Source organism: Luteimonas sp. Soil_N_1, assembly GCF_057656255.1.
Map to the genome: position 1 here is coordinate 2,532,598 of NZ_JBDGKS010000001.1, position 14,850 is coordinate 2,547,447.

General features: G+C 69.5%; 13 protein-coding genes and 1 tRNA gene. 3 read left to right on the forward strand and 11 right to left on the reverse strand.

Going from position 1 to position 14,850, the window contains the following annotated elements; all coding sequences use genetic code 11:
- Positions 1-3 precede the first annotated feature (3 nt).
- From hisH to AC3A4E_RS11735, 6 genes are read right to left on the reverse strand one after another with little or no spacing between them, the layout of a single operon-like run.
- On the reverse strand, positions 4-603 hold the full coding sequence (gene hisH / locus AC3A4E_RS11710) for an imidazole glycerol phosphate synthase subunit HisH (protein ID WP_487631633.1): 600 nt from the start codon (positions 601-603) through the stop codon (positions 4-6).
- Entirely contained in the window at positions 603-1,688 is a 1,086-nt protein-coding gene (gene hisB, locus AC3A4E_RS11715; protein WP_487631634.1) for a bifunctional histidinol-phosphatase/imidazoleglycerol-phosphate dehydratase HisB, read from the reverse strand. The genes hisH and hisB overlap by 1 nt, the downstream gene beginning before the upstream one ends.
- A complete protein-coding gene (hisC, locus tag AC3A4E_RS11720) occupies positions 1,685-2,767 on the reverse strand; it encodes a histidinol-phosphate transaminase (RefSeq protein ID WP_487631635.1) in 1,083 nt (360 codons plus the stop codon). Before hisC ends, hisB begins: the two co-directional genes overlap by 4 nt.
- Positions 2,764-4,101 (reverse strand): histidinol dehydrogenase, encoded by a 1,338-nt coding sequence (gene hisD, locus AC3A4E_RS11725; protein WP_487631636.1) that lies wholly within the window; start codon positions 4,099-4,101, stop codon positions 2,764-2,766. Before hisD ends, hisC begins: the two co-directional genes overlap by 4 nt.
- A complete protein-coding gene (gene hisG, locus AC3A4E_RS11730; protein ID WP_487631637.1) occupies positions 4,098-5,012 on the reverse strand; it encodes an ATP phosphoribosyltransferase in 915 nt (304 codons plus the stop codon). The genes hisD and hisG overlap by 4 nt, the downstream gene beginning before the upstream one ends.
- A 10-nt stretch (positions 5,013-5,022) precedes the next feature.
- Complete coding sequence (locus AC3A4E_RS11735; RefSeq protein ID WP_487631638.1) at positions 5,023-5,346, reverse strand: YerC/YecD family TrpR-related protein; 324 nt, start codon at positions 5,344-5,346, stop codon at positions 5,023-5,025.
- Positions 5,347-5,573: 227 nt separating this feature from the next.
- Here AC3A4E_RS11735 and AC3A4E_RS11740 point away from each other — a divergent pair, with 227 nt between their 5' ends.
- The gene (locus AC3A4E_RS11740) at positions 5,574-5,897 is read left to right on the forward strand and encodes a tetratricopeptide repeat protein (RefSeq protein WP_487631639.1); all 324 of its coding nucleotides are present in this window, start codon (positions 5,574-5,576) and stop codon (positions 5,895-5,897) included.
- Between the two features lie 164 nt (positions 5,898-6,061).
- Here AC3A4E_RS11740 and AC3A4E_RS11745 read toward each other — a convergent pair whose 3' ends face one another.
- Genes AC3A4E_RS11745 through cydD form a run of 5 tightly spaced genes read right to left on the reverse strand, consistent with a single transcriptional unit; the run spans position 6,062 to position 13,176 of the window.
- Entirely contained in the window at positions 6,062-6,424 is a 363-nt protein-coding gene (locus AC3A4E_RS11745) for a hypothetical protein (RefSeq protein ID WP_487631640.1), read from the reverse strand.
- Positions 6,421-8,337, reverse strand: coding sequence for an HAL/PAL/TAL family ammonia-lyase (locus tag AC3A4E_RS11750; RefSeq protein WP_487631641.1), 1,917 nt, complete (start codon positions 8,335-8,337; stop codon positions 6,421-6,423). Before AC3A4E_RS11750 ends, AC3A4E_RS11745 begins: the two co-directional genes overlap by 4 nt.
- Before the next feature lie 52 nt (positions 8,338-8,389).
- On the reverse strand, positions 8,390-9,760 hold the full coding sequence (gene hisS, locus AC3A4E_RS11755) for a histidine--tRNA ligase (RefSeq protein ID WP_487631642.1): 1,371 nt from the start codon (positions 9,758-9,760) through the stop codon (positions 8,390-8,392).
- Between the two features lie 39 nt (positions 9,761-9,799).
- Positions 9,800-11,491: a thiol reductant ABC exporter subunit CydC gene (cydC, locus tag AC3A4E_RS11760; protein WP_487631643.1), complete on the reverse strand. Its 1,692-nt coding sequence runs from the start codon at positions 11,489-11,491 to the stop codon at positions 9,800-9,802.
- A complete protein-coding gene (gene cydD, locus AC3A4E_RS11765) occupies positions 11,488-13,176 on the reverse strand; it encodes a thiol reductant ABC exporter subunit CydD (protein WP_487631644.1) in 1,689 nt (562 codons plus the stop codon). The genes cydC and cydD overlap by 4 nt, the downstream gene beginning before the upstream one ends.
- 197 nt (positions 13,177-13,373) lie before the next feature.
- Here cydD and AC3A4E_RS11770 point away from each other — a divergent pair.
- Positions 13,374-13,450, forward strand: a tRNA-Pro gene (locus AC3A4E_RS11770).
- Positions 13,451-13,554: 104 nt separating this feature from the next.
- The gene (locus tag AC3A4E_RS11775) at positions 13,555-14,775 is read left to right on the forward strand and encodes a CynX/NimT family MFS transporter (RefSeq protein WP_487631645.1); all 1,221 of its coding nucleotides are present in this window, start codon (positions 13,555-13,557) and stop codon (positions 14,773-14,775) included.
- Positions 14,776-14,850: the final 75 nt, after the last annotated feature.

Here is a 14,850-nt window from a genome sequence, read left to right on the forward strand (position 1 = left end):
GACTCAGGCCTCGAACGCAGGGGACAGGAAATTGCGCAGCACGCGCGCGCCGACAGCCGCAGACCGCTCGGGATGGAACTGGGTGCCGGCGATGTGGCCGCGACGCACGGCGGCGGCGAACGCCTGGCCGTGGTCGCCGGCCAGCACGCAGTCATCGGTGACCGGCGCGGCAAAGCTGTGGACGAAGTAAGCCTGCGCGCCATCGACGCCTTCGACCAGCGCATCGGGCCGCGTTGCGCACAACGTGCTCCAGCCCATATGCGGCACCCGGAGACCGGGCCCCCCGCGCAGGCGCGACACGCGGCCCGGCAGCAGACCGAGACTGGCGACCTCGCCCTCTTCCGAGGATTCGAACAGCAGTTGCATACCGACGCAGATGCCGAGCAGCGGACGGTCCAGCGTGCGCAGCACGTCGACCAGATCGAGCTGCTGCAGCCGCGCCATGACCTGCGCCGCAGTGCCGACGCCGGGCAGGATCACCCGGTCCGCAGCGCGGATGCTCGCGGCATCGGTGACCAGCGCCGCGTCGATGTCGAGACGCTCGAATGCGTAGCGCACTGAACCGGTGTTGGCGCCGCCGGCGTCGACGATGACGACGCGCATCACAACGTCCCCTTCGTACTCGGCAGTGCATCGCCACTGCGGCGCACGGCCTGACCGAGCGCGCGGGCGAAGGCCTTGAAGCAGGCTTCGACCTTGTGGTGATCGTTGTCGCCTTCGACCTTGATGTTGAGGTTCAGCGCCGCCGAATCGCAGACTGACCGGAAGAAATGCTCAACCAGTTCGGTGGGCATGTCGCCAACGCGTTCGCGCACGAAGCTGCCGTTGAAGACGAGATACGGCCGGCCGCCGAAGTCGAGCGCGGCGCTCGCCAGCGTTTCGTCCATCGGCAAGGTGAAGCCGTAACGCGCGATGCCGCGCTTGTCGCCGAGCGCTTCGCGCAGCGCCTGGCCCAACGCGATGCCGGTGTCTTCGATCGTGTGGTGTTCGTCGATCTGCAGATCGCCCTCGGCCTGCACCACCAGCGCAATGCCGGCGTGCTTGCCGATCTGGTCGAGCATGTGGTCGAAGAACGGCAGGCCGGTCGACACGCGTGCATCGGCAGCGGCATCGAGATCGAGTTCGACGCGGATGCGGGTTTCCTTGGTGTTGCGAACCACGGTCGCGCGGCGCGGCGCATCGCACAGTTCGTGCGCGATGCCGGCCCAGTCCCACTCGCCGCCGAACTGCGCAGTGCGCAGCTTGAAGCCGCGGATCCCAAGGTTCTCGGCGAACTGGATGTCGGTGTCACGGTCGCCGACCATCGCCGATGCGTCGAGATCGATGCCGCGATCGCGGAGGTAGTGCATCACCAGACCGAGCGCCGGCTTACGGGTCGGCGCGTTGTCTGCCGGCCAGCTGCGGTCCACCAGCACTTCGCGGAACACGATGCCCTGGCTTTCGAAGATGCCCAGCATCAGGTCGTTCGGGCCATCGAACGTGGCCTGCGGATAGCCCTCGGTGCCGAGGCCGTCCTGGTTCGTGACGATGACGAATTCGAAGCCGGCATCGCGCAGGCGCAACATCGCCGGAATCACGCCGGGCACGAAACGCAGCTTCTCGAACGCGTCGATCTGGAAATCCGCGGGCTCCTCGATCAGGGTGCCATCGCGGTCGACGAACAGGATTTTCTTGCCACGCGCACTCATGCCGCGATCTCCGAAGCTTGCAAGGCGGACAGCACGCGCGCGTTCTGCGCGGGCGTGCCGAGACTGATGCGCAGCGCGTCGCCGAGTTGCGGCGCAGCGCGCTGGTCGCGCACGACGATGCCGGCCGACAGCAGCGCGGCGAACGCGCGATCGGCATCGACGAAGCGCACCAGCAGGTAGTTGCCGGCCGACGGATACACCCGGCGCACGCCCGGCGCGGTCGCCAATGCCGCGGCCAACGCATCGCGCTCGGCGATGGCCTCGGCCACGCGTGCCTGCGTGACCTCCAGCGCCGCGGGCGACAGGCCGGCCAGCGCGAGATCGGCGCAGGGCGTCGGCACCGGATACGGCGCCTGGCAACGGCGAAGCACCGCGATCAGGTCGGGATGGCCGATCGCCACGCCGATGCGCGCGGCTGCGAGCGCGTGCGCCTTCGACAGCGTGCGCAGCACGACGATGTTGTCGTGCGCGGCGAGCACGGTTGTGGCCGAGTCCGCGCCGGCGAATTCGATATAGGCCTCGTCGACGACGACGACCGCCCGGCCCGCCAGCGCATCGGCAAGACCGGTCACGTCGGACAGCGGCACCAGCCCGCCGGTCGGATTGGACGGCGAGCAGAGAAACACGAGTCGGGCCGAACGCGCGAGCGCCGCGGTGCGAACCGCTTCGACATCGACCGCGAATTCAGCGGCGCCATCGATCAGCGGCACTTCGACGAAGTCGGCGCCCTGCAGCCGCGCGCTGACCGCGTACATGCCGAACACCGGCGGCGTCGCCAGCACGGCATCGCGGCCGGGTACGCACAGGGCACGCACCAGCAGATCGATCGCCTCGTCGCTGCCCCGCCCGATCAGCAGCTGCCCGACATCGGCGCCATACAGCTCGGCCAGCCGCGCCTGCAGTTCCGGCGGTTGCGGAGACGGATACCGCCGGCAGCGGCCATCGGCATCGCCCGGATTCGACAGCGGCGCCTCGTTGGCGTTAAGCCAGACGTCGCCTTCGAGCCGCTGCGTACGCGCGGATGCGTAGCCGGCGAAATCGCGCAGATCTTCGCGGACCAAATCGAGAATGCCGTTCATGCCGATGCCTTTGCGATACGCAGCGCGACCGCGTTCGCATGTGCGTCCAGACCTTCGGCGCGCGCCATGGTCACCGCGTCGGGGCCGATCGCACGGATGCCGGCGGCATTCGCCGACTGCACGCTGACCGTGTTCTGGAAGCTCGACACACTCACGCCGCTCCAGGCGCGCGCCGCGCCGCCGGTGGGCAGCACGTGGTTGGTGCCGCTGCAGTAATCGCCGAGCGCTTCGGGTGTCCAGTCGCCGAGGAATACCGAGCCGGCGACCTCGACCTTGTCGAGCCAGGTGCGCGGGCTGCGCAGCGCCAGAATGAGATGTTCAGGCGCGTAGCGGTTGCTGATCTCGAACGCGGTGTCGAGCGTTTCCACCAGCAGCAGCCGCGAACGCGCCATCGCCTGGCGCGCGATCGCGGCGCGCGGCAAGGCCGCCAATTGCGTGGAGAGTTCTGCGCGCACTTTTTCCAGCAGCGCGTCGTCATCGGACAGCAGCAGGACCTGCGAGTCCGGACCGTGTTCGGCCTGCGACAGCAGATCGGCGGCGACGAACGCGGCATCCGCACCGGCATCGGCGATCACCAGCACTTCCGAAGGGCCGGCCGGCATGTCGATCGCGACCGTGCCCGACTGCGCGACCTGCTGCTTGGCTTCGGTGACGAAGCTGTTGCCGGGCCCGAACAGCTTGTCGCAGGCCGGCACACGCGCAGTGCCGAAGGCCATCGCGGCAATCGCCTGCGCGCCGCCCAGCTTGAATACGCGGTGCACGCCGGTGAGTTTCGCGGCGACCAGCACGGCCGGGTCGGCGCTGCCATCGGGACGTGGCGGCGTGCACAGCACCACCTCGCGACACCCCGCCAGACGCGCGGGCACGCCGAGCATCAATGCAGTGGACGGCAGTGGCGCGGTGCCGGCGGGCACATACAGGCCGACGCGTGGAATCGGGCGCACGATGCGCGCGCAGTTGACGCCATCGGCGGTGTCCACGTTGTAGCCCGAGGTCATGCCGGCCGCGTGGAACCGCTCGATGCGCGCGGCCGCGTTGATCATCGCCTGACGCAACGCCGCGGGCACCGCGGCTTCAGCGGCGGCGAATTCCCCGGCGTCGACTTCGAAGTCCTCGAGCACGACACGATCGAAGCGTTCGGTCAGTTCGCGCAAGGCGTCATCGCCGCGTCTGCGCACGTCATCGAGCACATCGGCGACCGCGCTGCGCGTCTGCACGGCCACAGCCTGGGTGGGCCGGCGCAGCAGTTCGGTGCGCGCGTCGGCATCGGCCGCGTCCCAGTCGACGATCGCGGGAATCGCGCTGTCGATGGACGCAGTTCTGGTCGCGCTCATGCCAGCATCCGCTCCACCGGCAGCACCATCAGACCCGCGGCGCCGGCCTGCTTCAGGGCTTCGAGGCGCGGCCAGGTCATCTCGCCGTGGCAAAGCACCTGCAGTGCGACCTTGTCGCTGCCATCGACCTGCAGCAGCGTCGGCGCTTCGGCATCGGGCAGCAGCTTGAGCAGCGCGTCCACGCCATCGCGGCGCGACTGGAACATCACCAGCCGGCTGTCGCGCAGACGCAGCACGCCGTCGAGACGGCGCAGCAGCAGCGACGCGAGTTCACCGCGCACATCGGCGAACGGCGTGACCGGCCCGGCCAACACCGCTTCGCTGGTCATCAGCGTGACCGCAGGCTTGAGCTGGTTCGCGGTCAGCGTGGCCCCGCTGGAGACCAGATCGCAGATGACATCGGCCTGGCCCAGACGCGGCGCGATCTCCACCGAACCCGACAGGTTGACGATCGTCGCCTGCACGCCCTGTGCGTCCAGCCACTGCTGCAGCAGGCCCGGATAGCTGGTCGCGATGCGGCTGTCCTGCAGCTGCGCCGGACCGATCCATTCGATGGATTCGGGAATCGCGATATCGAGCCGGCAGCCACCGAAGCCCAGGCCGCGCACGGCCTTCGACACCTGCGGCAGGCCACGCAGCGCGCGATCCGCGCCGACCTCGTCGAGCACGTTGCGACCGACAATGCCGTAATCACAGACACCGTCGGCGAGCAGGCCCGGGATGTCGTCGTCGCGCACCAGCAGCAGATCGACCGGCAGCGTTTCGCCGTAGCAGAACAGCTTGTCGCGGCTCTCGCGCCAGGACAGACCGCAGGACGCCAGCAGCGCACGCGCCGGCTCGCTCAGGCGACCGGACTTCTGGATGGCGATGCGCAGGCGATCGCGCGTGGCGCCGCCGTTCACAGGACTCATGGGGATGACCTCAGTGGGATTCGTTGGTGCGCGCCACGCGGCGCGCTGCGATCGCATAGCCGCCGGCGCCACGATCGAGCGTGCGCGCGACGCGGCCGACCGTCGTCACGCTGACGCCGGTGCGATCGTGGATTTCGCGATACGGCACGCCCTGCTGCAGCAACGGCACCACGCGCCAGCGATCGACCAGCGCTTCCAGCTCCGCCGGCGTGCACAGATCGTCGAGAAACCGCGCGACCTCGTCGGCCGTCTTCAAGCCCGCAAACGCACGTGCCAGCGCCTTCAGCGAGGCACTGGCTTCATGGTCCTGCAGGGGTTCGGGGCGTTGCTTCACGGGCGTGGATGAACGTATCAATGTAATAGCGTGCTAGTACATTACGCCGATCCCAATCGAAGTCAACCGGGGTGTCGACGCCGTACAGCGTCCGTTGCCCGCGCCCGGGCGATACGCGGGCGTTCTGCAGGCTGTATCCGCAGCGCACCGGCTGGACTGCAGCGTTCCACCGCGGGCGCGCTCGATCAGCGAAAATCAGACGTCGATGCTCCAAACACAGGTGATCCATGCGCGAACGATTGCAGGCGCTGCTCGATGCCGGGCGCGACGATGCGCTGCTGCGCTTCGGGCTGGGCAATGCCTGTCTGCAGGCAGGCGATCCGACCGCGGCGGCGACGCATCTGGCGGCGGCGACGCGGCACGATCCGTATTACTCGGCGGCGTGGAAGCTGCTCGGCAAGGCGTTACTGGGGCTGGGGAACGAAGACGAGGCCGAAGCGGCGTGGCGCGCGGGGCTCGACGCAGCAGTGCGGCGCGGCGACGTGCAGTCGTCGAAGGAAATGACGGTGTTCCTGCGGCGGATCGAACGCGGGCGGCAGGCGAGCGCGTAGGCCGAGCGGACGACGTCTGCGGTCAGCCGCGATGGGTTCGTCCTGAACTGCCCGCCCTGAGATCGCGTCGGAATGATCTGTAGGAGCGCGCTTGCGCGCGATGCGACTAACCGGGAAAGCATCATCGCGCGCGAGCGCGCTCCTACAACAGTGCCGGACTTCCGCTAGTCGACGCGCTTGCGCGCGTGCATCGCCATCCACCCGAGGGCCACGCCCGACAACGCGCCGACCGACGACATGAACACCCGGGCGGCGAGGAAGTTCGGGTCGTGGATCTTCTGCAGTGCGATGCGCGCGTAGACCGGCGATTCCAGCCGCACCACGCCCATGTAGAACAGGTGCCAGGCGTCGATGCCGGTCGCGATGCCCAGGGCCACGAGGCTGCCCCAGCCGATCGCGTGCCCATGCGCCCAGCGGCTGCGCGCGCCGATCCAATGGAACACCAGGTAACAGACCGCGCCGACCACAAGCGCGATCAGCGCCGCCTCCAGCACGCCCAGCCAGCCGAAGTGCAGCGCGAGATTCAAGCGGCCGGGCCCGAGGGCTGCACGCGCCAGCGCGGCAGCACGCCGAGCAAAGCCCCGTCAGACACCAGCTTCACCGCGGCGGCGACTTCGCCGTCGAGCGCGCGGTCGCGATCGAGGAACGGGATCGCCTCGCGCACGATGTCGTGCGCCGCGGCGACGATCTCACCCGGATGGAAAGGCTCGCAAGCGGCGAGTTCGGCGCGCAGCGCTTCGACCTCGTCGACAAAAGCACCGCGGGTCGGACGATCGGACGCCGGACCGCCCTGCACTTTCGCCGCCAGGCCTTCCGCATCGCCACGCCGCGCCAGATCGCGCGCGGCATTGATCATGTCCACGCGCAGATCGAGTGCCTGCGCGGCGGTGTAGATCTCCAGCGCCAGCACCTTGCCCAGATCCTCGGCCATCGACAACACGTGGCGCGCCTCGTTGGTGCCCATCGACACATGGTCTTCGGCATTCGCGCTGGTCGGGATCGAGTAGACGCTGGCCGGATGCGCGCGCGTGGCGAGATCGTTGACGATCGCCGCCGCCGTGTACTGCACGATCATGTAGCCCGACTCGGTCGCATCCTCGTTGCCGATCAGGAAGCCCGGCAGACCGTCGTTCGTCGCCGGATCGACCAGCTTGTTGAGACGACGCTCCGAGATCGACGCCAGCACCGGAATCGCCGCCTTGACGTAGCTCATCGCCAGCGCGAGCGGCATGCCGTGGAAATGGCCGGCGGAGATGACCTTCTCCTCGACGTGCTCGGCCTCGCGATCGGGGAACACCAGCGGATTGTCGGTGACCGCATTGAGTTCGATCTCGAACACGCGCTTGCCCTGCTCGATCGCATCGCGCACGGCGCCATGCACCTGCGGAATACAGCGCAGCGAATAGCTGTCCTGCGGCTGGTGCTTCTTGCCGCCGCGGAACGGGCGGAAGCGCGTGTAGAACTTCTCGCGGCCGTGGCGCTGGTCGCTCGGCACCCAGTCCCAGCCGATGTCGAAGCGCAGTGCCTGCGCCTCGGCGGTATCCCAGCTGGTGGGCAGCCACGGGCGGAAGCGCGGCACGAGGTGATACGGAATGTCGGCGAGCGTGGAGCCTGCGAGCAGTTCGCGCAGATGCGCGGCCACCTCGACCTGGCCCGGATGCGGACGCAATGCGTGCACATCCGGATCGAATGCGCCGAGACGGCCGGCGAAGGCGTCGATCGTCATCGCCGCGGCGAGATCGGCGGTGTCGAGCAGCGCGTCGAGCTTCTGCAGCGCGAGTACGCCGGTGGCGAGCATCTGCGCGGTGCCGTTGTTGAGCGCCAGGCCTTCCTTGTACGACAGCGTGACCGGCTCGAGACCCGCGCGCTTCAGCGCCTCGGCGCCCGGCATCCGTTCGCCGTCGACGAAGGCCTCGCCGCCGCCCAGCAGCACGATCGCCAGATGCGACAACGGCGCAAGATCGCCCGATGCACCGACCGACCCCAGCGCCGGCACCACCGGCACAATGCCCGAATTGAGCAGCGCGGCCAGCGCCTGCAGCGTCTGCACGCGGATGCCCGAATGGCCCTTGAGCAGCGTGTTGATGCGGATGCACAGCATCGCGCGCACCACGTCCGCGGACAGCGGCTCACCGACGCAGACCGCGTGGGTCACGATCAGATTGACCTGCAGTTCCTCGTGCAGCGAGCGGCCCGACGGCGTCGCACCCGGCAGATCGTCGCGCAGCGGACGCGCACCGAGCAGGCGGTCGGCATTGCTGCCGAAGCCGGTCGACACGCCGTAGATCGGTTCCTCGCGGCGCACCTGTTCGGCGAGGAAATCGGCGGCGCGGGCAACACCGGTCAGTGCATCGTCATCGAGCGCGACCGGCGCGCCGTGCGCGACCATGACCAGCTGCGCGCGGGTGAGCGAGCGGCCGTCGAGGCGGATGGATTTCATGGGGCGTCTCCCTCCCGGAGCACGAACACGGCGCGGCGCGCCGCGGTGGAACTTATGGCATCGACCTCGCCTGCTCGCGCTCGACCAGCAGCGTGCGCGGCAGATCGTCGTCAGCGACTTCGAACTGTTCGCCGCGGCGCAGATCCTTGACCGCGACCACGCCCTTGGCGGCTTCGTCCTCGCCGCGGATCACGACGAAACGGATGCCGGCACGGTCGGCGTACTGCATCTGCTTGGCGAGCTTGCGCGGTTCGAGCTGGGTTTCGACATTGAGGCCCGATGCACGCAGACGCTGCGACAGCGCGAGCGCGTCGGGCAGCGAGGCGTCGTCGAGCAGCGTGACCAGCACGTCGACCGAACTCTCGGCGGTCGTGATGAGACCGGCTTCGCGCAATTGCCAGAACAGGCGCGTCAGGCCGATCGAAATGCCGACGCCCGGCAGCTTCGACTTGGTGTAGTGGCTGGCGAGGTTGTCGTAGCGGCCGCCCGAACAGATCGAACCGATCTGCGGATGCGCATCGAGGATCGTCTCGTAGACCATGCCGGTGTAGTAATCGAGACCGCGCGCGATCGACAGGTTCAATGCGTAGCGCGATTCCGGCACGCCGAGCGCACGCAGCTGGTTGAGCAGGTCGCGCAGTTCATTGCGGCCTTCTTCGAAGAGGTCGGTGCCGGCGCCGAGCGCATCGAGCTTTGCCAGCGCATCGTCGTGACCGGTCGAGCGCACGCGCGAGAACGCGAGCAGGCGCTCGGCGACCCCGTCGGACAGGCCGAAATCCTCACCGGTCAGCGTTGCGCGCACCGCGTCCTCGCCCCGCTTGTCGAGCTTGTCGATCTCGCGCAGCACGGTCATCTGCCGCGTGTCGTCGATGCCCTGCCCTTCGAAATAGCCGCGCAGCAGCTTGCGGTGGTTGAGCTGGATCGTGAACTCGCCGATGTCGAGCGCGGCGAACACCGCGCTGATCACGGCCGGCACTTCGGCGTCGTAACGCGGCGACAGCGAATCCTTGCCGATCACGTCGATGTCGCACTGGTAGAACTCGCGGAAGCGGCCGCGCTGCGCGCGTTCGCCGCGGTAGACGCGCTGCATCTGGTAGCGGCGGAACGGAAATGCGAGGTCGTGCTCGTGCTCGGCGACGTAGCGCGCCAGCGGTACGGTGAGATCGAAACGCAGCGCCAGTTCCGGCAGGCCGTCGGCGGCCTTCTCGAGCGCGCCGGTCGACTGCACGAAGTACACCTGCCGCTCGGTCTCGCCGCCGGATTTCGTCAGCAGCGTCTCGGACAGCTCGAACACCGGCGTTTCGATCGGCAGGAACCCGAAGCCCTCGAACGTGCGGCGGATCGTGTCCAGCATGCGCTGGAAGGCGATCTGGTCGCGCGGCAACAGTTCCATGACGCCGGGCGGGGTCCGGGGCTTGATCATGCGGGCAGGCTCTTCGGTGATGCGGATGAAGCGGCCATTCTACCGGGCAGCCGCCGGTGCGGTTCCCGACAGCTGTCCGTCGCGCAGCCACAGGTGGCGGTCGACCAGGCCCTCCGGCAGCGCGCCGTGGGTGATCAGCAGCAGGCTGCGGCCGGCCAGCAGCCCCGGAAGCTCGCGCAGCAGCGCATCCGCGGTGTCGTGGTCGAGGCCTTCGGTCGGTTCATCGAGCACCACCAGCGGCGCATCGCGCAGCAGCGCGCGCGCCAGCGCCAGGCGCCGGGCCTGACCGGCCGACATGGTCACGCCGGCCTCGCCGACCCAGGCATCGAGCCCGCCGATCCGCTCGGCCCAGCCCTGGAGCCGCACCTGCGCGAGCATCGCCCACAGCGTGGCGTCGTCGGCATCGGGCGCGCCGAACATGAGGTTGTCGCGCACGCGGCCGGCGAACACCGGCGCGTTCTGCGGCAGCCAGGCGATGCGCGCGTACCAGTCCGCCTGCGCCATGGCGTGCAGATCGACGTCGCCCCAGGTCACCCGCCCGGATCCGGGCTCGGCGCTGCGCAGCAGCAGTGCGCCCAGTGTGGATTTGCCGGCCCCGCTGTCGCCGCTGATCGCGACGCGTTCGCCGGGCGCGATCAGCAGATCGAGACCGTCGAGCACCGGTCGCGCACCGGGATCCCATGCGAAACGGACCGCATCGAAGCGCAGCGCGCCGTGCGTCGGCACGGCGTTCGGCTGTGCGGGATCGACCACGGCCGGCGCCGCACCGGCGACCGCATCGAGGCGCGCCATCGAGGCGCGCGCGGCCAGCAGCGACTGCCAGGCCAGGCCGGCACCGGACCAGGCCTCGAACAGGCCGATCGCGATGAAGAAGATGGCCGCCGCATGCGCAGCCGGCAGATGGCCCGCGCTGAATCCACTCGCCACGCTCCACAACAGGCCCAGCAGGCCGATTGCGGCAACGCCGCCGTGCAGGGCCTGCGCATCGGCGAGACGGCGCCGGCGGGTGCGTTCGAGTGCGGCCACCGCGGACGCGTCGACCTCCGCGCGCGCCAGCCAACCGGCGGTCGCATCGAGCGCGGCGAGATCGGCATGGCCCTCATACAGCTCGTGCAGGCGGGCCCGCAATGCGGCCCGCAGGCCGGCCCGCCCGGCCTCCCCCGCCGCACGCCGCCAGGCGACCCGCGCCGGCACCAAGACCGCCAGCGCGATCGCGATCGCGGCCAGCCACGCCGCACTCGGGAGATGCAGCAGCGCGACCGCCCCCAGCCCGAGCAGGCCGATGCCTAGCAGCGCCAGCAACGGCCCGGTCGCACGCAGCAGCAGACCGTCGACGGCATCGATGTCGTCCAGCAGCCGCGCCAGCAGTTCACCGGTCCGCAGCCTGCCCAGCTGCGCCGGACTCAGGCGCAAGGCCCGCGCGAAGAACCAGCTCCGCAGGTCACGCGCGATGCGCAGCATCGTGTCGTGGCCGACCAGCTTCTCGAGATAGCGCGACACGATGCGCGCCAGCGTCAGCCCGCGGATCCCCGCCGACGGTGTGAAGAAGTTGAACGTGCCGAGCGTGCCGTAGGTCAGCGCGGCGGCGGTGAGGAACCCGCCCGAGACGCCGAGCAGGCCGACGCCCGCCACCAGGGTCAGCAGCATCAGCGCGACCGCGAACAGCACCCCGCGCCGGTGGCCGCGCAGCAGCTGCCGGGTGCTGGCGATGCGGTCGAATGATCCGCTCATGGCGCACCGCCTTCGGACGCGGGAACGCGCCACTGCGCGCCGGCCCAGTCGACGACCGCATCGCTGTGCGTCGCCACGACCACGGTGCAGTCAGGCAACCAGGCATCGAGCGCGGCCAGCAGATCGGCTTCGGTACCGGGATCGAGAAACGCGGTGGGCTCGTCGAGCAGCAGCACCTGCGGCTGCAACAGCAATGCACGCGCCAATGCGACGCGACGCGCCTCGCCGCCGGACAAACCGAATCCGCGCTCGCCGATCACCGTGTCCATGCCCGCAGGCAGCTGCGAGGCGAAGCGGGTGACCTGGGCAACGCGCGCAGCCTCGGCGAGCGCCGCATCGCTGGCATCCGGCGCACCGATGCGCAGGTTGTCGGCGATGCTGCCGTGGAACAGCCAGGGGCGCTGTCCGGCGAGCGCGATCCGCGTGCCGGCGGCAACGTCGACCTGCCCCGCCTCCGGCGCCAGCCAGCCGGCCATCGCATCGAGCAGCGTGCTCTTGCCCGATCCGCTCGGCCCCACCAGCGCCAGACGCCCACCGGCCGCGACCTGCAGCGACACGTCCTGCAGGACGGGAAGACGCGCGCCCGGATGCCGCAGCGTGACGCCACCCAGGCGCACCGGCACCGGTGCGCGGGAAACGCCGCGTTGCAGCGGAAGGGTGGTATCGAGATCCGGCAGCCCGTCGAACGTCGACTCCAGCTCGGCAACTGCCGCCAGCGCATTCGCACGGTCGTGATAGGTCGCCGCCAGTCGCCGCAGGGGCGCGTAGAACTCCGGCGCCAGCAGCAGGCAGAACAGGCCGGTCGACAGCGGCAGCGCTTCGCCGCGCAGGTCGAGCATGCCCAGATAGGTGAAACCGAAGTACACCGCGATCAGCGCAACGCTGACCGATGCGAAGAATTCGAGGACGGCCGAGGACAGGAACGCGATCCGCAGCACGCGCATGCTGCGGACGCGGATGGTGTCCGTCGCTTCGCCGACCTGGGCCAGCTCGGCCTCGCCACGACCGTAGACCCGGATCAGGTCCAGCCCGCGCAGACGGTCGGTGAAGTGCGCGCCGGCACGCGCCAGCGCCACCAGCTGGCGCCGCCCGGCGGTTTCGGCGCCCATGCCGATCAGCATCATGAACATCGGTGCCAGCGGCGCGGTCAGCAGCAGGATCAGGCCGACGATCCAGTCGACCGAGAACACCGCGACCAGGATCGCCAGCGGCACGAGCAGGGTTTCCGCACGCGCGACCAGATAGCCGCCGAAGTAGTTCGCGGTCGCGTCGACGTGGCTGGTCGACAGCGCGACCAGCGCACCGCTGCGTCGCCCTCGCATCCACACCGGCCCGCGCGCGAGCAGCGCCGTCGCGAGATCCACGCGTGTCCGCGCCAGCAGCGATTCGACGACATCCGCCTGCATCCGTTGCCCGGCCCAGCCCAGCAGCACGCGCGCGAGCAGCGTGACAGCGAGCAGCGCCATCGGGGCATGCAGGGCGTCCATACCGGCACGGGAAAAAAGCAACGCATCCAGTGCCCAGGCAATTGCGGCCGCCTGCGGAATCCACAGCCATCCGGCCAGCACGTGACAGAGGCACGCGAGCCGATGGCGGCCCTGCCAGGGCGCGAGGCGCGCGTCGAGCCAGCGCGTCCGGGCACGGCGCTGCGACCCGGCGGTCGTCACGGTCGAAGGCGCACTCATACGGGTGTGGTCATGCGGGGAGCGATCATCCGGCTTGCGTCACGCGGACACCGCACATCGGCATCGCGAGACCCGATTATCGCAGCCCGGCGCGTTCCGGACGCCGCTACCATCGCCTCCGATCCGCGCCTGCAAATTCCCTTCACGAAATACTTGCCCTCCATGCGGGTGCATCAGTAGAATGCGCGGCTCACCTTCGGGGTGTAGCTCAGTCTGGTAGAGCGCTACGTTCGGGACGTAGAGGTCGCAGGTTCGAATCCTGTCTCCCCGACCATCCGCAGCCATGCGGTAGGTGATATCGAAAACCGGCCTTCGTGCCGGTTTTTTCGTTTTTCCGGCCGTGCCCGGTTCGCGGCGATGGATGGTCCCCCCGCCGCCATGACTTCGCGTGCCCCCGCGCATCTCCCGTCCCGCCTGCTGCCCGCACTGGTGCTGGCCGGCATTGCCCTGTCCGCGTTCAACCTGCGCACTGCCGTGACCTCGCTCACGCCGCTGCTGGATGTGCTCGGCGATGTCTTCGGATTCGGCTCCACCACCGCCGGCCTGCTCGGCATGTTGCCGACCGCCGCGTTCGCCGTGTTCGGTGTCGCGACCCCGGCACTGACCCGGCGCATCGGCCTGGAGCGCACCGCGCTGCTGGCGATGTCGCTGGCAGGCGGTGGCCTGGTGCTGCGCTCGCTGGCCGACGGCGTTGGCGTGCTGGGCCTGGGCGCGACGATCGCGCTGGCCGGCATGGGCATCGGCAATGTGGTGCTGCCGCCGCTGGTCAAACGCTGGTTCCCCACGCGCGTCGGCACGATCAGCACGCTCTACATCACCGTGCTGCAACTGGGCACGATGCTGCCGGCCCTGCTCGCGGTGCCGGTCGCGGATGCCACGAGCTGGCGCTGGGCGCTGGGGATCTGGTCATTGACCGCATTTGCGGCCGCAGTGCCGTGGCTGTGGCTGCTGCTGCGCCATCGCGACGCACTCGCGCCGCCTGCTCCGATCGTCGACGCACACACCGTAGCCGCACCCGCCGGACGCATCTGGCGTTCGCCGATCGCCTGGGGCATGGCGCTGATGTTCGGCATGACCTCGCTGATCACCTACGCGATGTTCACTTGGCTGCCCCTGCTGCTGACCGAGGCCGGCGCATCGCCCGCGTTCGGCGGCACGATGGTCGCGCTGTTCTCCACGCTCGGCCTGGTCGGTGCGCTGGGCATGCCGTCGATCGCGGTGCGCATGCGCAATCCGTTCGTGATCGTGCTGCTGTGTGCGGGCTGCCACCTGGCCGCGTACGCCGGCCTGCTGTTCGCGCCGATGGCCGCGCCCGTGCTGTGGGTGATCCTGCTCGGCCTCGCGCCCGGCACGTTCCCGCTGGCGCTCACGCTGATCAATCTGCGGACGCGCACGCCAGCCGGGTCGGCTGCGCTGTCGGGCTTCATGCAGGGCACGGGCTATGCGCTCAGCTGCGCCGGCCCGTTGCTGTTCGGTGTCCTGCACGCCGCGACCGGCGGCTGGCACATGCCGTTTGCGATGCTGGTCGTCGCGGTCGCCGTGCTGGTGCTCGGCGGGTGGATGGCGTGCAAGCCGCGGTGGCTCGAGGACACCTGGTAACGCTGGGCGCGCAAGCAACCGCTCCTTCTGACCCGTGCGTCCCCGGGACGCGAAACGTGGCACACCCCGGACATG